Here is a 17,056-nt window from a genome sequence, read left to right as displayed (position 1 = left end):
TCTTGACCGTTTTATCGAATGCGCCTAATAACGCGATGGCCGGCATCCTAGCATTGATTTCCGCTTTCGCAACATTGCGCTTCCCTAAATTGGTGCAAGGCTGGATTTTTTGGCGGGCATCGGCTACAGTCAGAGTTATGAGTTATACAAATATTGCTGCAATCGCAAACCAACCGGACGGGGTGGCCACCATGAAAGTCTCCGAGATCCTGCAGGTGAAAGGCGAAATCCTCTATACCGTCACACCCGACATGCCGCTGCTACAGGCGGCCGCGACGATGGCGGAAAAGGACATCGGCTCGCTGGTCGTCATGGAGTACGGCGACCTGGTCGGCATGCTGACCTTCCGCGAAGTGATCAAGGAGCTGCACGCGCAGGGCGGAACGCTCGGCAACGGCACCGTGCGCAAGGTGATGGACGACAGCCCGATCACCGTGACCCCGGATACCGAAGTCAACGAGGTGCGCCGCATCATGCTGGAAAAGCACGCGCGCTACTTGCCGGTGATGAATGCCCGCACCCTGCTGGGCGTGATCTCGTTCTACGACGTGGCCAAGGCGGTGCTGGAGGCGCAGAGCTTCGAGAACCGGATGCTCAAGGCGTATATCCGCGACTGGCCGGCCGAGCAGGTCGCCGAGGATTGATGTCGCAGGGTGGGCAGGACGCCTGCCTACCCTGCAAAGGCGTCATGCGGCCTCGATCAACGCCTGGTTGCCCAGCCACGCGATCAGCGCCTCCGGCGACAGCGGCCGCGAGAACAGGAAGCCCTGCGCCAGCGGGCAGCCCAGCGTGCGCAGGATGTGCGCCTGGCGCTCGTCCTCGACGCCTTCCGCGATGACCGACAGGTCCAGGTTGCGGCCCAGTTGGATCACCATTTCCGCAATGCTGCTGCCGCGCGCCGAGCCGGTGATCTCGGTAACGAAGGTGCGGTCGATCTTGAGGCGATCCACCTGCAGGCGCTGCAGGTGCGACAGCGAAGAGAAGCCGGTGCCGAAGTCGTCGATCGCGATCGACACGCCGGTGCGCTTGACCTGCGCCAGTTTTTCGATGAGCAGCGCCGGCTCTTCCATCGCCATCGATTCGGTGATTTCGAGTTCCACGAACTCGGGCGGCGCGCCGGTCGCATCCAGCGCGCGGCGCAGCATGTCCACGAATTGCGGATGGCGGAACTGCACCTGCGAGACGTTAACCGACATGGTGAAGCCGAGGTAGCCGACGGCGCGCAGGCGTACCAGTTCGGCCAGGGCCTGGCGCAGCACCCATTCGCCGATGTCGACGATCAGGCCCGAGTACTCGGCGATCGGAATGAAGCGGTCGGGCCCCACCAGGCGCCCGTCTTCAAGGCGCCAGCGCAGCAGTGCCTCGGCGCCGAAGGGCCGGTTGGTAGCCAGGTCGACCTGCGGCTGGTAAGCCAGGAACAGTTCGCCGCGCTGGAAGCCGCTGCGCAGCGCGTGCATCATGCGCACCCGCTCGCGGATCTCGATGCCCATGCTGCGCGAGAAGTAGAAGTGACCGGCGCGCTGCTGGGACTTGGCCCGCTTGAGCGCGATGTCGGCATCCTTGAGCGCATCGGCTCCGCTGCCGTCGTGTTCGCCAAGACGCACCAGGCCGAGGGTGGCCGACACCTGCACGTCCTGGCCGTCGATGTGGAAAGGCACGCGGAACAGGGCCTGGATCGCGGCCGGTTGCACTGCGCCCGCATCGCCCAGCACGCAGAAGATGTCGCCGCCGATGCGCGCCACTTCGAGCTGCCGCCCCTTGTCGTCCTTGAGCCGGGACTTGAGGCGCTTGCCGACGGCCACCAGCAGCAGGTCGCCGAAATGGTGGCCCAGCGCGTCGTTGGTCTCGGCGAAGTGGTCGAGGTCGACGAGGGCCAGCGTGGCGGCGTCGCGTTGCGGGCCGGCGAGCAGGGCGTCGAGCAGCTCGACGAGGCGGGTGCGGTTCGGCAGGCCGGTGAGTTGGTCGCGGAAGGCCGCCTGGTGCAGGTGCGTGACCAGTTCGACGTTGTCCAGCCCGACGGCCACCACGCTGGCGAAGACGTCGAGCAGGCGGCGCTCGATGTCGCCGACCTGGCCTTCGAAGGGGATGCAGGCGACGAAATCGCGGCCCGCCTTGCCGGGGAAATGCAAGGACAGCCAGCCATCGGCCTCGAGGCCGGCGCGCGCGCCCAGGGTGCGGGCGGCCACGTCGGCCAGCCTTGGGTAGCGCTGGGGACTCAGTTCGCGGCCCTCGAGGCGGGCATGCTCGCCGGCCGCCGCGACCACGTGCAGGATGTCGGGGCGGCCCTGGCCGCTTTCGCGCACGCACAGCACGCCGGCGGGAGCCAGGCCGAGCAGGGCGGCGGCCTGGCGCAGCACGCCCTGGGCCACGTCGCGCACGCCGTGCAGGGCCATCAGCTGGGCGCCGGCCGAAACGATCTGCTCGAGGCCCGAGCGGCTGGCGTCGAGCGCGCGCAGCTGCTGGTAGGAGCGCACCGCGGCGGCAACCGCCGTGTACAGCTTGGTGCGGGTGAGTTCCGATTTGGTACGGTAGTCGTTGATGTCGTAGCCGCGGATGGCTTCGATCTCGGGCGCATAGCCCGGCTGGCCGGTGCGCAGGATGATGCGCACTTCGATCAAGCCGAGTTCTTCGCGGATCTGGCGCACCAGTTGCAGGCCGGCGTCGGGCCGCTCCATCACGACGTCCAGCAGGACCACGGCGATGTCGGGCTGCTGCTCGAGGATGGCGCGCGCTTCGCGCGCCGAGTACGCGTGCAGGAATTCCAGCGGCCGGCCCTGCATCTCGACGTTCTTCAATGCGAAGCTGGTGGTCGAATGGACGTCGGCGTCGTCGTCCACGACGAGGATGCGCCAGGTGGCCGCGCCCGCCGTGCGGATTGGCGAGGGCAAGGACAGGTCGGCCTCGTCGGCGAAGATCAGGTCGTCTCGGTCGCCGCTTGCTTGCGTCGGTGTGCCTGAGGGCGGCGTCGGGGCAGACATGCGCTACATCTCCAGTTGGCTGGTCTCTTGATGCATCAGTATATATGCAATTGCTTATTAGGAAGTCTTCAAACTGGCTGAGTCGACAAAAATGTATCTGTGTGGCAACCATCTCCGGCGGGGCCGAACAGAATTGCGAGAGTCATCCTGGCCTGGCGCTCTTCTGCCATGCAGCCGCCATGCTGGTAGAATGACAAACCCACCATTTTGAAAACCGACCCACCATGTCCGGCAACTCCTTTGGCAAGCTGTTCTCCGTAACCACTTTCGGCGAGTCGCACGGCCCGGCCATCGGCTGTGTCATCGACGGCTGCCCGCCCGGCATGGCGCTCTCCGAAGCCGACATCCAGCCCGAACTCGATCGCCGCAAGCCCGGCACTTCGCGCCACGTGACGCAGCGCCAGGAAGCAGACCGGGTGCAGATCCTGTCGGGCGTGTACCAGGGCGTGACGACGGGCACGCCGATCGCGCTCCTGATCCAGAACGAAGACCAGCGCAGCAAGGACTACGGCAACATCACCGAGACTTTCCGCCCAGGCCATGCCGACTACACCTACTGGCACAAGTACGGCGTGCGCGACCCGCGTGGCGGCGGCCGCTCCTCGGCGCGCCTGACCGCGCCCATCGTCGGCGCCGGTGCGGTCGCGAAGAAATGGCTGCGCGAGCAGCACGGCACGGAGTTCTTCGGCTGCATGCGCCAGCTGGGCGACATCGTGGTGCCGTTCCAGTCCTTCGAGCACGTGCATGCGAATCCCTTCTTCGCCGCCACGGCGGACGCGCAGCTGCTGGCGCGGATGGAAGCGGCGATGGACGAGCTGCGCCGTGCCGGCGACTCGATCGGCGCGCGCATCGACGTGGTGGCGCGCGGGGTGCCGGTCGGCTGGGGCCAGCCGATCTACGACAAGCTCGACGCCGACATCGCGTACGCGATGATGGGAATTAATGCGGTCAAGGGGGTGGAGATCGGCGCCGGTTTCGCCTCGGTGGCGCAGAAAGGTTCGGAGCATGGAGACGAACTCACGCCCGAAGGCTTCGTCGGCAACAATGCAGGCGGGGTGCTGGGCGGTATTTCGACCGGCCAGGACGTCACGGTGTCGATTGCGATCAAGCCGACCTCGTCGATCCGTACGCCCCGCCGTTCGATCGACAAGGACGGCAATCCCGTGATGGTCGAGACCTTCGGCCGCCACGATCCCTGCGTGGGCATCCGTGCGACGCCGATCGCCGAAGCGATGCTGGCGCTGGTGCTGATCGACCATGCGCTGATGCACCGTGCGCAGTGCGGGGATGTGAAGGTGGGGACGCCGAAGCTCGGCTAAGGCTCTGCCAGGAGCGGGTTCGGGCGCCATGGGCGCCCGCGATCCGCATCTCACACCCGCGTCGCGACCGCCTCCACCTGGTGGCGCCTTTCCACGGTCCTGACCACCAGTCCGCGCAAATCGTTCAGCAGTGAAAACTCGGTCTGGCTCAGCACCACTTGCGGAAAGCTGTCGTCCCAATCGCCATAGATGAAGCCGGCCGGCTGGCCGTGCGCGCACAGCGGGATCACGACGAAGCAGCGCGCTTCGTTCAGCGTGCCTTTCCACCAGCCCGGCAACTTGGCCGTAAACTTGGCGTCCCGGGCGTTCTCGATGAAGATCACGCGATCGCTCCCCAGCGCCGCGTGGAACACGTTCGGCTCGTAGGCGTCGTCGAACACCAGGTTCGGGAGCAGCGCCTTGCTGCCTTCGCCCAGGCCCAGGCGCGCTGCGTAGCGGCCCTCGCGGCGGTTGCGCAGGAAAGCGAAGGAACGGGTGAAGGACAGGCCCTTGTGCATCGTCTCGAGCGCCATCGACATCATCTGGCCCGGCGTCGCCTTCACGCCGGCGTCGCGCATGTCGGCCACGCCACTCATCAGGACCTTGTTGCCGGCCATGCGCTTGCGTGTCGCGGCCGCCAGCTTGGCGCGCTTCTCGGCCGGCTTCGCGAGCGGGGCGATGGTCAGGTCCGCGGCGGCGATCTCACGCGCCTTGTCGATCGCGCCGAGCAGGCCGGTCGGCTCCACGCCCAGCATCGGCGCGAAGCTCTCGGCCAGGGCCGCCACGCGGCCGGCCGCCGCTTCATCGTCGTGCCACAGGGCGTCCGCGGCCCGGGTCGACATGGTGCCGAGCGCGGCGAGCCAGTCGTCATGGCCGAATTCTTCGCCGCGCTCGCCCGGTTCGACCCGGCGCATGCCGGCGACCAGGTTGCCCGGCAGGCCCCAGTGTTCGGCCGTGGCGCGACCGATGTCTTCCAGCGACAGGCCGAGCAGGGCCACGGCCGCCAGCTCCTCGCGGCCGGCGCCGCCGGCCTCGAGGAGCTGGACCCAGCGTTCCGGCATGTAGAAGGTGATCATCATGCGCCCCAGGGAATGCAGGATCGAGCACACCACGGCTTCCTCGGGGTCGCGCGACACCGCGCTTGCCGCCACCTGCTGGGCCACCATGCCGGCCAGGACCGCTTTCTCCATCTCGATGTGGGCGCTTTGCGTGTCCGGCGTGGACTTGCTCAACTCCTCGATCAGTTTCAAACCCAGCGCCAGGTGGCCGATCGCATCGGTGCCGAGCACCAGCACCGCCTTCGACACCGTATTGATGCGCTGGCCGAAAGCGGAGTACATGCCGCTGTTGGCCAGTCGCAGCACCTTCTGGGTCAGGACCGGGTCCGACAGTACCGTCTGGGTCATCGAGAATTCGCGCTCGTCTTCGCCGCGCATCGAGGCGAGGATGGCGTTGATGGCCTTGGTGAAGCCCGGCATGTCGCCCTGCCTGCGGATGCGCTCCCACAGCAGGGAGAGGGTGGCTTCGGCCAGGTGCGAGCGCGGGGTGTCGGATAGTAGCGTCATGATTGGACCGCCCGTAAGTCGTGCGGCAGTAATTCGGTATAAAGATTCTCTTTCAGCGCCGTCAGGGCCACGTGGGCCGGCATCGGCTTGCCGGTCAGGTAGCCCTGCACGTACTGGCAGCCCAGCCGGTCCAGCCAGGCCAGCTGCGCCTCGGTCTCCACCCCTTCGGCCACCACCGAGAGGTCGAGGTGCTTGGCCAGGTCGAGCACCGCGTTGCAGATTGCCGCGTCCTTCTCGGCGCCCGGCAGGTCCTTCACAAAAGCCCGGTCGACCTTCAGCACCGAGATCGGGAAGCGCTTCAGGTAGGCCAGGCTCGAATAGCCGGTGCCGAAGTCGTCGATCGCGATGCGCGCGCCGCGCTCGGCCATCTTGCCCAGCACCGATTCGGCGTGCACCGGATCGACCATCAGCGTGCCTTCGGTGATCTCGAGGACCAGCTTGCTGCCCGGCGTGCCGGACAGGGCCAGCGCATCGTCCAGCACGGTGAGGAACTTGTCGTTCCTGAACTGGCGCGGGCTGATGTTCACCGAGATGTAGAGTTCGCGGCCGGCCGCTTCCTCGAACTGGCGGATCTGCATGCAGGCCGCCTTCAGCGCCCAGGCGCCCAGCAGGTTGATCAAGCCGTTGGTTTCCGCGATCGGGATGAAGCGGACAGGGGGCACCATGCCGAGGCTCGGGTGCTTCCAGCGCATCAGGGTCTCGAAGCCTTCGATGGTGCGGTTGCGCGCATCCACGATCGGTTGGTAATAAAGCTGGAATTCGCCCTCGCGCACCGCATTGAACATCGCGGCCTCGAGCGAGATGTCGTGCTCGGGCGGGCCCTGGTCGCTGGGGCTGTAGGTGACGGCGCGTGCCTTGCCGGTTTCCTTGGCGCGCGACATGGCGGTGTCGGCCAGGGTCACGAGCCGCACTTCGTCTTCGGCATGATCAGGATACAAGGACACGCCGATCGAGCCGGCCAGGTAGATGGTGTGGCCGTCGATCTCGAAGGGCGACTGCAGCGCGGCCATCAGCCGTCCCGTGACCAGCTTGATCTGCGCCTCGCTGGCGGACCCCGGCAGGACGGCGACGAACTCGTCGCCGCCGACCCGCGCCAGCGTGTCGCTGTCGCGCAGGGTGCGGCGCAGGCGTCCCGCGGCCGTGCGCAGCACCGCGTCGCCGACCGCGTGGCCGAGGCCGTCATTGACTTTCTTGAAGCCGTCCAGGCCGATGGTGGCGACCGCGAAGCCCTGGCCGGAACGGCGCGCGTTGGCGATCACCATGCGGATGCGGTCGGACAGCAGCACCCGGTTCGGCAGCTCGGTGAGCGAATCGTGGGTCGCCATGTGGCGCAGGCGTTCTTCGGTGGCGTGCTGGGCCGACAGGTCGCGGCCGACGACCAGCAGCGGGGCGTCGTCGCCGGAGGCGACCAGGCCGATGCGCAATTCGAACCAGATGTCGCGTTCGTTGCAGCGGAAGCGTGCCTCGACCAGCTCCGGGCCGCCGCCGCTGGTGCCGGCGTTGAGGAGGGCAGTGCGCAGGGCCTGCTGGTCGACGTCATGGACCAGCGACACCAGGGGCCGGCCGCCGGGTGCCACGCCGGTGAGGGTCAGTGCCCGACGACTGGCGGCGCGCACCTGGCCGCCGAGGGTCACGCGGAACACGATGTCGCCGGCCGCTTCGAGCAGGCTGTCGAGCAGCGAGCCTGGCTGCTTGCTCGGCGCGAATTTGGCGGCGGTGGAACTGGTGTGCATTCTTTAATGTCTGCCTTGTTGTTGCTGGCACGTGCTGACAGGCTACGTGTAAATCGTGCAAGTCTACCAAACCCAGTGTGACTGTAGCATCGAAAGATTCCGAACAGCATTAGAAATCACAAGAGCCCGTTCGGTAGTTTCCGTTCTTGCGCTGTCGCAGTGGCTTGCCGTCCCAAAGCTTTGCGTTAGCGTTGCTGCTGAGGCAATTTATATCAGCTGCTATTGTCGCCGATTATTGCTTCGCAGCAAATTATTCGGTGATTCCTGGTCTTGCGATGAGGCTCGGTTGCAACACTTGGCCGCAGTGCCCGTGATCTATAACGGAAGAGAGAGCTAGAAATGAATCGCTTCGACACGCACGAGGTGCTGAATCAGGCCGCTCCCTTCGCGGACGTGAACCTGTTCCGCTGCGACACAGCCCTGCGCGAGGCAGTCGAGCGCGAGGGGGCGGGCTGGGCCGGCGCCGGGCTGGACGCGCTGGGCGCCGAGCTTGGCCGTGCGGAGACCCTCGACCTGGCCCGCTTGGCAAATGCCCACGGACCGCGCCTGGTCACCCACGACCGCATGGGCAACCGGGTCGACGACATCGAGTTCCACCCGGCCTGGCACCAGCTGATGCGCCTCCTGATCGGGGCCGGCGCCCACTCCGCCCCCTGGGTCGATCCGCGCCCGGGTGCCCAGGTCGCACGCGCGGCCCAGTACCTGCTCTTCGGGCAGGTGGAGAACGGCACCCAGTGCCCGGTAACGATGAGCTTCGCCTCGGTGCCGGCCCTGCGCCGCGCGCCGCTGCTTGCGGCCTCCTGGCTGCCGAAGATCCTGTCGAGCGAATACGATCCGCGCTCGTTGCCGGTGGCACGGAAGCGCGGCGCCCTGGTGGGCATGGGCATGACCGAAAAACAGGGCGGCAGCGACGTGCGGACGAACACGACCCGCGCCGAGCCGATGCTGCCGGACGAGGCAAGGGAGCGCTTCGGCGCCGAGGGCGAGGGCGCCTGGCGCATCGTCGGCCATAAATGGTTTTTCTCGGCGCCGCAGTCGGATGCCCACCTGGTTCTGGCCCAGGCCGACGAAGGCGGGAGCGGGGGGCTGAGCTGCTTCTTCGTGCCGCGCTTCCTGCCGGACGGCAGCCGCAACCCGATCCGGGTGCAGCGCCTGAAGGACAAGCTGGGCAACCGCTCCAACGCCTCCGCGGAGGTCGAATTCCAGGGCGCGGTCGGATGGATGCTCGGCGCTCCGGGGCGCGGCATCCCGACCATCCTCGAGATGGGCGGCCATACCCGGCTCGACTGCGTGCTCGGCAGCGCCGGCATCATGCGCGCGGCACTGTGCCATGCGCTGCACCATGCGCGCGGCCGCAGCGCCTTCGGGCGCTTGCTCAGCGAGCAGCCCCTGATGCAGAACGTGCTGGCCGACCTGGCGCTCGAATCGGAAGCCGCGACCGCGTTCGCGCTCAGGCTCGCACGCTGCTTCGACCAGGACGGCGATCCGGCCCAGGCCCTGCTGGGGCGCATCCTGACCCCGGCGGGCAAGTACTGGATCTGCAAGCGCGGCCCGGCCTTCGGGGCCGAGGCGATGGAGGTCATGGGTGGCAACGGCTATGTCGAGGATGGGCCGCTGGCGCGCATCTACCGCGAGCTGCCGGTCAACTCGATCTGGGAAGGCTCGGGCAACGTCATGTGCCTGGACCTGCTGCGCGCGCTCGGCAAGTCGCTCCCGGAAGCGCGCGAGGCGCTTGCCGCCGAGCTGGAACCGGCCGCCGGGCTCGACGGCCGATTCGGCGCCTATGCCGCGCAGCTGCTCGACGAACTGCCGGCCCTGGCCCGGAACGAGGGTGGCGCGCGGCGCCTGGCCGAACGGCTGGTGCTGGCGGTGCAGGCGGCGCTGCTGCTGCGCCATGCGCCGGGCTACGTCTCGGGTGCCTTCGTCGCGTCGCGCATCGCCAGCGAGCCGGGCGGCGCCTTCGGCCGGCTGCCGGCGTCGAGCGACTGCGGGGCGATCCTGGCCCGGGCGCTGGACTGCGGCTGAAGACAGGCCAGGGAGGCGTAGAACCCACCCCTGCGCGGTTTCTTGTCGAAATGTGCAGAAAAAAAGGACAAACCGGCGCGCGGCTGGGATAATGCCGGTCCAGGCTTCACACAAAATCAGTTTGCTACCGACCATGAAACAAGATCCGCGCTTTCCCAACCTCTTCATCCTGAACCACCCGCTCATCCAGCACAAGCTGTCGCACATGCGCGAGCACGATACGTCCACGCGCACCTTTCGCGAGCTGCTGCGGGAGATCACGCTCTTGATGGGGTACGAGATCACGCGCGACCTGCCGCTCACCACCCGCACCGTGCAGACGCCCCTGGTGACGATCGAGGCGCCGGTCATCGCCGGCAAGAAGCTGGCGATCGTGCCGATCCTGCGCGCCGGTATCGGCATGAGCGACGGCCTGCTCGAACTGGTGCCCTCGGCACGGGTCGGCCACATCGGCGTGTTCCGCGACCCGGAAACCCACGAGCCGGTCGAGTACCTGGTGCGCCTGCCGGACACCAACGAGCGTACCTTCATCCTGTGCGACCCGATGGTCGCCACCGGCAATTCGGCGGTCCATGCCGTCGACGTGCTGAAGAAGCGCGGCGTGCCGAGCGAGCATATCTTGTTCCTGGCCCTGGTGGCCGCACCCGAAGGCGTGGAGGTGTTCCAGAAGTCGCATCCGGACGTGAAGGTCTACGTCGCCTCGCTCGACTCGCACCTGAACGAGGATGCCTACATCGTTCCGGGCCTGGGCGACGCCGGCGACCGCATCTTCGGCACCAAGTAAAAACAAGCGCGAGGAGGGTGGGTATGCACGCGGCGGACCGACATTTCTTCTCGCGCCTGGCGTCGGCGAACGCCGGCTTCTCCAGCCGGCTGCCCGCCACCCTCGAGCGGCTCGCCGGGCTCGGCGCCCAACTCGAGCCCGCGCAGCCCGCGGCGACCGCAGCCGAGCTGCAGGCGATGCTGCATACGGTGGCCGGCTCCGCCGTCACCTTCGGCTACCGCAGCCTGGGCCAGCGTGCGCGTGCGCTGGAGCAGCGCCTGCGCGTCCTGACCACCTTCGACGCCGTCGCGGCCAGCGAATGGGCCGCGTGGGTCGGCGAACTGCATCTCTTCGTCGAGGCGGCACGGCGCGATCCACGCAGCATGGCCTGATGATTGTGCGAGGCGGGTCGGGGCGACGAAGCAAGGCGCTAGCTTGTTCGCGTTCGTGCCGCAATGCAAGAACGCAATAAATCATTGCCGGATCGTTTGATGTCGCACAAATTTCCAGCCACTCGATGCCCTATATTTTCCTTACTGCCGAATCAAAAACACGACCATAAAAGTTGAAAATGAGAATTTTTATGGAAAATGTTGTGGATATCTGCTTTTTTATAGCGCAAAGTGGGTGTCCCGCCGGTTTTATTCGGTATAATGCGGGATCGTTGGGTTGTAGGTGGTAGTGCAGTCTGTCTGTCATTCCTTTCTTGCTTCTTCAAACGATCTTAAACGGGCGCAAGCCCAACTTAACTGAAATAGGAAATTGTAATGGCAACTGGCATCGTTAAATGGTTCAATGATTCGAAGGGTTTCGGCTTCATCACTCCTGATGAAGGCGGCGAAGATCTGTTCGCACACTTCTCGGCAATCCAGAGCACCGGCTTCAAATCGCTGCAAGAGAACCAGCGCGTTTCGTTCGACGTGACCACCGGCCCGAAGGGCAAGCAGGCCGCGAACATCCAGCCGCTGTAATCGCTCTCCAGCGATGGCAAAAAATCCCCGGATAGCCGGGGATTTTTTTTGCCCCGATTCTGCTCTTCCTTGGCTGTTCCCCGTCGGTTTCTGCCCATGCTGCATGCATGGTCGTCAAATCCGCCAGTATTCCGGCTGAGAATAGCTGCGGCGCAGGAAGTCGACAAAGGCGCGGATCCGTAAAGGCAGGTGCCGTCGCTGAGCAAATACGGCGTAAATGTCGTTGCCGGGCGCGGCAAACTCATCCAGCACCGTGCACAGTTCACCCGCCGCGATTTGCGCTCCCACTTCCCACATCGAACGCCATGCCAGGCCCTTGCCGGCCAGTGCCCAGGCGTGCAGCACCGCGCCGTCGTTGCACTCCATGTTGCCGCCGACCTTCAGCGTGACCGGCTTGCCGTTGTCGAGAAAGGTCCAGCCACGCTGGCTGCCTTCGCTGCTGATCGCCAGGCAGTTGTGCTTCGCCAGGTCGGCCAGCACCCGCGGCCGTCCATGGCGTTTCAAGTAGGCGGGCGTGCCGACCACGACGCGGTGGTTGTCTGCCAGCTTGGTGCCGACGAGGTTCGAGTCGGTGAGGCTGGCGATGCGGATCGCCACGTCGACGCCTTCGCCGACGACGTCGACCAGGCGGTCGGTGAGGTTCAGGTTGACGGTCACCTCGCGGTGCTCGGCCAGGAAGGAAGGGAGCAGGGGCGCCACGTGCTGGCGCCCGAATCCGGCCGGGGCCGACACGGCCAGGCGCCCGGTAGCGCGCGCACTGCGCTCGGCAGTGGCGGATTCGGCCTCCTCGAGTTCGGTCAGGATGCGCTGGCAATCTTCCAGGAAGGCTGCGCCCTCGTCGGTGAGCGCCAGGCGGCGCGTGGTTCGCTGCAGCAGCTTGACGCCGAGCCGCGCTTCCAGCGCGTCGATGCGCCGCCCGATCATGGCCGGCGCGATCCCTTCGGCACGCGCTGCCGCCGACAGGCTGCCGCGTGCCACCACTTCGACGAAGGTCGAGATCTGCCTGAACTTGTCCATTGCCTGTCACCGCTCCTGATTTGATACAAAAAGGCACAGATGTAGTGAGAAAATGTATCGTTTAGCTATCTGTAAGTGAATATACTTGATGCTATGACAAACGCCAAGGCGCCCGTTGCTGTACCGACGCGCGGCCTGAGGCGTGCAAACGGTTTCCCACCTACAGGAGTTGAGCAATGACGATCGCCACCCCCGCCGGCATGCAGATCACCGCCGAGATCAAGCCTGGTTACGAACAGATCCTGACGCTAGAGGCCCTCGACCTGGTCGCGAAGCTGTCGCGCGCCTTCGAGCCGCGCCGCCAGCAGCTGCTGGCGGCCCGTGCCGAACGCGCGCGCCGCCTCGATGCTGGCGAACGGCCGGACTTCCTGCCCGAGACTGCCCACATCCGCGAGGGGGACTGGAAGATCGCGCCGATCCCGCAAGCGTTGGAGTGCCGCCGCGTGGAGATCACCGGTCCGGTCGAGCGCAAGATGGTCATCAATGCGCTGAACTCGGGCGCCGACAGCTACATGACCGACTTCGAGGATTCGAACACCCCGAACTGGGACAACCAGATCACCGGCCAGCTCAACATGCGCGACGCGGTGCGCCGCACCATCTCGCTCGAGCAGAACGGCAAGACCTACCAACTGAACGAGAAGGTGGCGACGCTGGTGGTGCGTCCGCGCGGCTGGCACCTGGACGAGAAGCACGTGCTGGTGGACGGGAAGCGCGTTTCCGGCGGCATTTTCGACTTCGCCCTGTTCATGTTCCACAACGCAAAAGAACAGCTGGCGCGCGGCGCCGGGCCGTACTTCTACCTGCCGAAGATGGAATCGCACCTGGAAGCGCGCCTCTGGAACGACATTTTCCTGATGACCCAGGAAGAACTCGGCCTGCCGCGCGGCACCATCAAGGCTACCGTGCTGATCGAGACCATCCTCGCGGCCTTCGAGATGGACGAGATCCTGTACGAGCTGCACGAGCACAGCGCCGGTCTGAACGCGGGCCGCTGGGACTACATCTTCTCGTGCATCAAGAAGTTCAAGCTGGACAAGGACTTCTGCCTGGCCGACCGCGCCAAGGTGACGATGACGGCGCCTTTCATGCGCGCCTATGCGCTGCTGCTCTTGAGAACCTGCCACAAGCGCGGCGCGCCGGCGATCGGCGGCATGTCGGCACTGATCCCGATCAAGAACGACCCGGCCAGAAACGAAATCGCCATGGGTGGCGTGCGCAACGACAAGGCGCGCGACGCGACGGATGGCTACGACGGCGGCTGGGTGGCGCACCCGGGCCTGGTGGACCTGGCGATGGCCGAGTTCGTGAAGGTGCTGGGCGAGCGCCCGAATCAGATCGACAAGCAGCGGCCGGATGTCAACGTGACGGCAGCCGAGCTGCTCGACTTCAAGCCGGAAACGCCGATCACCGAGGAAGGCCTGCGCTACAACATCAACGTCGGCATCCACTACCTCGGCGCCTGGCTGGCAGGCAATGGCTGCGTGCCGATCCACAACCTGATGGAAGATGCGGCGACCGCCGAGATCAGCCGCTCGCAGGTGTGGCAATGGATCCGTACGCCGAAAGGCGTGCTGGAGGATGGCCGCAAGGTGAGCGCCGAGATGGTGCGCGCGATGATTCCGGAGGAACTGGCCAAGGTGAAGGCGGTGGCACCGAATGGGGATAACCCGAGCTACCAGCGCGCGGCCGAGATCTTCGAGCAGATGTCGACCTCGGATACGTTTGCGGAGTTCCTGACCTTGCCGCTGTACGAAGAAATCTGATGTTCATGCGCGTGATCCGGTCCAGTGGACCAGATCACGCCATGCCGGCCACTGTCCACATTCAAAACACGTTCTTCCACTCGCGCAGCGCCGCGAATGCTTCGACCGGCGACGCGCCTTCCTCCAGCCTGCCGGCCTGCACCAGGCTCTTCATGATTCCCGGCTCGGTATAGCGGAGGAAGGGATTTGTCCCACGCTCCAGCCCGATCGTCGACGGCACCGTCGGCAGCCGGGTGCCGCGCTTCTCGCTTGCGTCCCGCATGCGCAGTGCCAGGCCCTGGTTATCGGGCTCGACCGCCTGCGCAAAACGCAGGTTCGACACCGTATATTCGTGCGCGCAATAGACCAGCGTGTCGTCCGGCAGCGCCGCCAGCTTGGCGAGCGAGTCCGCCATCTGTCCCGGGCTGCCTTCGAACAGGCGGCCGCAACCGCCGGCGAACAGGGTGTCGCCACAGAACAGCCAGTGCGCGCCCGGCGTGCGCCGCACGTAGGCGATGTGTCCCAGGGTATGGCCCGGCACGTCGAGCACCTCGAATTCCAGCTCCAGTCCGGGCACGGTGATGCGCTCGCCTTCGCCCAGTGCCTGCGTGATACCTTCGATGCCATCGTTGCGCGGCCCGAACACCGGTACACTATCCTGCGACCATTCCAGCAGCGCGGAGACGCCACCGATATGGTCAGCATGATGATGGGTGAGTAAAATGGCAGTCAGGGTAAGATGGTGTTCGGCCAGCGCGTCGCGGACCGGGCCGGCATCGCCCGGGTCGACCACTGCCGCATGGGCGCCATCATGGATCACCCACAGGTAATTGTCGTTGAAGGCGGGAACGGTGAGGACCGACAGGTCCTGGCGCGGATGGCTCGTCATGGTGGATTCAGGTGAACAAAGGGAAGGCTGAAGGGGTGGCATGGACAGCGCAGCATCGGAAAAATCCATTATAGCGCTCGACCACTGGCTGCAATCGCCGGCGGGTGCCTACGTGCGCGCCTTCGAGCAGGCCTGCCTGGATGAGCTTACGGTGGACATCTTCGGCTTCAATGCGCTGCAGATCGGCGTACCCCAGCTGGACGCGCTGGCGGCCAGCCGCATGCCCAACAAGTGGCAGGCGGCGATCCGCACATCCAGCGCGGACGAACTCGCCTTCGCCGCCGGCGGCAAGCAGATCGCGGTGGCCCTCGACTTCGAAGAGCTGCCCTTCGCCTCGCACAGCATCGACTTGGTCGTGCTGCCGCACGTGCTCGAGTTCGCCGCCGAGCCGCATCAGGTGCTACGCGAGGTCGAGCGCGTCCTGATCCCGGAAGGGCAGCTGATCATCTGCGGCTTCAACCCGGCCAGCCTGTGGGGCATGCGCCAGGGCGTGGGCAAGGTGACGCGCAACGGCTACCTGCCGGCCTCCGGCGAGTTCATCTCTATGCCGCGCCTGAAGGACTGGTTAAAATTGCTGAATCTCGGCGCCACGCGTAGTCACTTCGGCTGCTATGCGCCGCCGTGCCGGACGGCCCATTGGCTGAGCCGGTTCTCGATGATGGAGTCGGCCGGCCGGCGCTGGTGGCCTTACCTGGGCGCCGTGTACGTGGTCCACGCCATCAAGCGGGTCAAGGGCATGCACATCATCGGACCTGCATGGAACAAGAAAACGAACAAGCGGGCGCAAGCAGTGCCGGCGGCGAACAGAGAATGAGCGAAACACAAACGAATCCAACGAAGGTGGAAATCTTCACCGACGGCGCCTGCAAGGGCAATCCCGGCACCGGCGGATGGGGCGCCCTGCTGGTCTCGAATGGCCATGAAAAGGAAATCTTCGGCGGCGAGCCGAACACCACCAACAACCGCATGGAACTGCGCGCCGTGATCGAAGCTCTCGGCGTACTGAACCGGCCATGCGAGGTCGTCTTGCACACCGACAGCCAGTACGTACAAAAGGGGATCTCCGAATGGATCCACGGCTGGAAGGCGCGCGGCTGGAAGACCTCGACCAGGGAACCGGTGAAGAACGACGACCTGTGGAAGGCGCTCGACCTGGCGCAGCAGCAGCACGCGGTCGAATGGCGCTGGGTGCGCGGCCACAACGGCCATCCGGGCAACGAGCGCGCCGACGTGCTGGCCAACCGCGGCGCAGCCTCGGTGCGTCGCTAATTCGCGTCAAGGACCGACCGAGGCCTTCGACGGGCGCTGCGGTTTGCTATACTGCAATCCGCTTCAACTCACTCGTCATGCCCATGCGCCAGATTGTCCTCGATACCGAAACCACCGGCCTGAATCCCCGCACGGGTGACCGCATCATCGAGGTCGGCTGCGTCGAGATCGTGAACCGCAAGCTGACCGGCAATAATTTTCATCGTTACATCAATCCCGAACGCGATTCGGACGAGGCGGCGCTGGCGGTCCACGGCCTCACCACCGAATTCCTCAGCGACAAGCCGAAGTTCCATGAGATCGTCGAGGAGCTGCGCGAATACGTGCAGGGCGCCGAAGTGATCATCCACAACGCACCCTTCGACCTGGGCTTCCTGAACCACGAATTCCAGCGCCTCGGCCTGCCGCCGTTCACCGACCATTGCTCCGGCGTGATCGACACCCTGGTGCAGGCCAAGGAATTGCACCCGGGCAAGCGCAACTCCTTGGATGCCCTGTGCGACCGCTACGAAATCTCGAACGCCCACCGCAAACTGCACGGCGCATTGCTCGACTCGGAGCTGCTGGCCGACGTCTACCTGGCGATGACACGTGGCCAGAACTCGCTGACCATGGACGTGGCGGTCGAGACGAGCTCCGGAGGCGAACTGGTCGATGCCGGCCCGCTGGGCGAGATCATTGTGCTGGCAGCCAGCCAGGATGAACTCGCGGCGCACGAGGAGGTACTGGCCGGCTTGGACAAGAATGTCAAAGGCAGCTGCGTCTGGCGGAATTATTCGCCCGCAGGGTCGACGGCCGAGTGA

15 protein-coding genes are annotated in these 17,056 nt (G+C 65.7%); 10 read left to right on the top strand and 5 right to left on the bottom strand.

The genetic code is table 11. The features are described 5' to 3' along the window. Positions 1-191 precede the first annotated feature (191 nt). On the top strand, positions 192-644 hold the full coding sequence (locus MA09_RS09180; RefSeq protein WP_036247095.1) for a CBS domain-containing protein: 453 nt from the start codon (positions 192-194) through the stop codon (positions 642-644). A 42-nt stretch (positions 645-686) separates the two neighbouring features. Here the strand turns inward: MA09_RS09180 and MA09_RS09175 are convergent, their stop codons facing one another. Next, positions 687-2,978 (bottom strand): EAL domain-containing protein, encoded by a 2,292-nt coding sequence (locus MA09_RS09175; protein WP_036247093.1) that lies wholly within the window; start codon positions 2,976-2,978, stop codon positions 687-689. 224 nt (positions 2,979-3,202) lie between these two features. Between MA09_RS09175 and aroC the strand changes: the two genes are divergently transcribed. Then, on the top strand, positions 3,203-4,297 hold the full coding sequence (gene aroC, locus MA09_RS09170) for a chorismate synthase (RefSeq protein WP_036247091.1): 1,095 nt from the start codon (positions 3,203-3,205) through the stop codon (positions 4,295-4,297). Positions 4,298-4,347: 50 nt separating this feature from the next. Here aroC and MA09_RS09165 read toward each other — a convergent pair whose 3' ends face one another. Further along, positions 4,348-5,841, bottom strand: coding sequence for an HDOD domain-containing protein (locus tag MA09_RS09165; protein WP_036247089.1), 1,494 nt, complete (start codon positions 5,839-5,841; stop codon positions 4,348-4,350). Further along, on the bottom strand, positions 5,838-7,574 hold the full coding sequence (locus tag MA09_RS09160; RefSeq protein WP_036247087.1) for a bifunctional diguanylate cyclase/phosphodiesterase: 1,737 nt from the start codon (positions 7,572-7,574) through the stop codon (positions 5,838-5,840). Before MA09_RS09160 ends, MA09_RS09165 begins: the two co-directional genes overlap by 4 nt. A 339-nt stretch (positions 7,575-7,913) precedes the next feature. Between MA09_RS09160 and MA09_RS09155 the strand changes: the two genes are divergently transcribed. The 4 genes from MA09_RS09155 (at position 7,914) to MA09_RS09140 (ending at position 11,333) form a co-directional block, all read left to right on the top strand. After that, positions 7,914-9,599 carry an isovaleryl-CoA dehydrogenase gene (locus tag MA09_RS09155; RefSeq protein ID WP_036247085.1) on the top strand — a complete coding sequence of 562 codons (1,686 nt, stop codon included), beginning with the start codon at positions 7,914-7,916 and terminating at the stop codon, positions 9,597-9,599. A gap of 133 nt (positions 9,600-9,732) precedes the next feature. Beyond that, entirely contained in the window at positions 9,733-10,383 is a 651-nt protein-coding gene (upp, locus tag MA09_RS09150) for a uracil phosphoribosyltransferase (protein WP_036247083.1), read from the top strand. A 23-nt stretch (positions 10,384-10,406) separates the two neighbouring features. Then, the gene (locus tag MA09_RS09145) at positions 10,407-10,754 is read left to right on the top strand and encodes an Hpt domain-containing protein (RefSeq protein ID WP_036247081.1); all 348 of its coding nucleotides are present in this window, start codon (positions 10,407-10,409) and stop codon (positions 10,752-10,754) included. 375 nt (positions 10,755-11,129) lie between these two features. Further along, the gene (locus tag MA09_RS09140) at positions 11,130-11,333 is read left to right on the top strand and encodes a cold-shock protein (RefSeq protein WP_036215636.1); all 204 of its coding nucleotides are present in this window, start codon (positions 11,130-11,132) and stop codon (positions 11,331-11,333) included. A 114-nt stretch (positions 11,334-11,447) separates the two neighbouring features. Here MA09_RS09140 and MA09_RS09135 read toward each other — a convergent pair whose 3' ends face one another. Further along, entirely contained in the window at positions 11,448-12,350 is a 903-nt protein-coding gene (locus tag MA09_RS09135) for a LysR family transcriptional regulator (protein WP_036247079.1), read from the bottom strand. Positions 12,351-12,526: 176 nt separating this feature from the next. Here MA09_RS09135 and aceB point away from each other — a divergent pair, with 176 nt between their 5' ends. Then, positions 12,527-14,116, top strand: a complete 1,590-nt coding sequence (aceB, locus tag MA09_RS09130; RefSeq protein WP_036247078.1) for a malate synthase A — start codon at positions 12,527-12,529, stop codon at positions 14,114-14,116. Between the two features lie 61 nt (positions 14,117-14,177). On the opposite strand, the gene gloB is transcribed toward aceB, so the two are convergent. Next, positions 14,178-14,984: a hydroxyacylglutathione hydrolase gene (gloB, locus tag MA09_RS09125; RefSeq protein WP_036247076.1), complete on the bottom strand. Its 807-nt coding sequence runs from the start codon at positions 14,982-14,984 to the stop codon at positions 14,178-14,180. Between the two features lie 40 nt (positions 14,985-15,024). Here gloB and MA09_RS09120 point away from each other — a divergent pair, with 40 nt between their 5' ends. From MA09_RS09120 to dnaQ, 3 genes are all read left to right on the top strand, one after another. Next, positions 15,025-15,798, top strand: a complete 774-nt coding sequence (locus MA09_RS09120) for a class I SAM-dependent methyltransferase (RefSeq protein WP_036247074.1) — start codon at positions 15,025-15,027, stop codon at positions 15,796-15,798. After that, positions 15,795-16,253 (top strand): ribonuclease HI, encoded by a 459-nt coding sequence (gene rnhA / locus MA09_RS09115; RefSeq protein WP_036247067.1) that lies wholly within the window; start codon positions 15,795-15,797, stop codon positions 16,251-16,253. Before MA09_RS09120 ends, rnhA begins: the two co-directional genes overlap by 4 nt. Positions 16,254-16,336: 83 nt before the next feature. Next, positions 16,337-17,056, top strand: a complete 720-nt coding sequence (dnaQ, locus tag MA09_RS09110; RefSeq protein ID WP_036247065.1) for a DNA polymerase III subunit epsilon — start codon at positions 16,337-16,339, stop codon at positions 17,054-17,056.

It is taken from the genome of Massilia sp. BSC265 (genome assembly GCF_000740675.1).
Taxonomy (GTDB): Bacteria; Pseudomonadota; Gammaproteobacteria; order Burkholderiales; family Burkholderiaceae_D; genus Telluria.
This window is presented reverse-complemented; position numbering and strand designations above follow the sequence as displayed.

What these genes read in the sequence shown, in the direction of transcription:
- upp (WP_036247083.1), top strand. Translation starts at nt 9,733, where the DNA reads ATGAAACAAGATCCGCGCTTTCCCAACCTCTTCATCCTGAACCACCCG.
- rnhA (WP_036247067.1), top strand. Translation starts at nt 15,795, where the DNA reads ATGAGCGAAACACAAACGAATCCAACGAAGGTGGAAATCTTCACCGAC.
- aceB (WP_036247078.1), top strand. Translation starts at nt 12,527, where the DNA reads ATGACGATCGCCACCCCCGCCGGCATGCAGATCACCGCCGAGATCAAG.
- MA09_RS09140 (WP_036215636.1), top strand. Translation starts at nt 11,130, where the DNA reads ATGGCAACTGGCATCGTTAAATGGTTCAATGATTCGAAGGGTTTCGGC.
- MA09_RS09175 (WP_036247093.1), bottom strand. Translation starts at nt 2,978, where the DNA reads ATGTCTGCCCCGACGCCGCCCTCAGGCACACCGACGCAAGCAAGCGGC.
- MA09_RS09180 (WP_036247095.1), top strand. Translation starts at nt 192, where the DNA reads ATGAAAGTCTCCGAGATCCTGCAGGTGAAAGGCGAAATCCTCTATACC.
- gloB (WP_036247076.1), bottom strand. Translation starts at nt 14,984, where the DNA reads ATGACGAGCCATCCGCGCCAGGACCTGTCGGTCCTCACCGTTCCCGCC.
- MA09_RS09165 (WP_036247089.1), bottom strand. Translation starts at nt 5,841, where the DNA reads ATGACGCTACTATCCGACACCCCGCGCTCGCACCTGGCCGAAGCCACC.
- MA09_RS09155 (WP_036247085.1), top strand. Translation starts at nt 7,914, where the DNA reads ATGAATCGCTTCGACACGCACGAGGTGCTGAATCAGGCCGCTCCCTTC.
- MA09_RS09135 (WP_036247079.1), bottom strand. Translation starts at nt 12,350, where the DNA reads ATGGACAAGTTCAGGCAGATCTCGACCTTCGTCGAAGTGGTGGCACGC.
- aroC (WP_036247091.1), top strand. Translation starts at nt 3,203, where the DNA reads ATGTCCGGCAACTCCTTTGGCAAGCTGTTCTCCGTAACCACTTTCGGC.
- dnaQ (WP_036247065.1), top strand. Translation starts at nt 16,337, where the DNA reads ATGCGCCAGATTGTCCTCGATACCGAAACCACCGGCCTGAATCCCCGC.
- MA09_RS09145 (WP_036247081.1), top strand. Translation starts at nt 10,407, where the DNA reads ATGCACGCGGCGGACCGACATTTCTTCTCGCGCCTGGCGTCGGCGAAC.
- MA09_RS09120 (WP_036247074.1), top strand. Translation starts at nt 15,025, where the DNA reads ATGGACAGCGCAGCATCGGAAAAATCCATTATAGCGCTCGACCACTGG.
- MA09_RS09160 (WP_036247087.1), bottom strand. Translation starts at nt 7,574, where the DNA reads ATGCACACCAGTTCCACCGCCGCCAAATTCGCGCCGAGCAAGCAGCCA.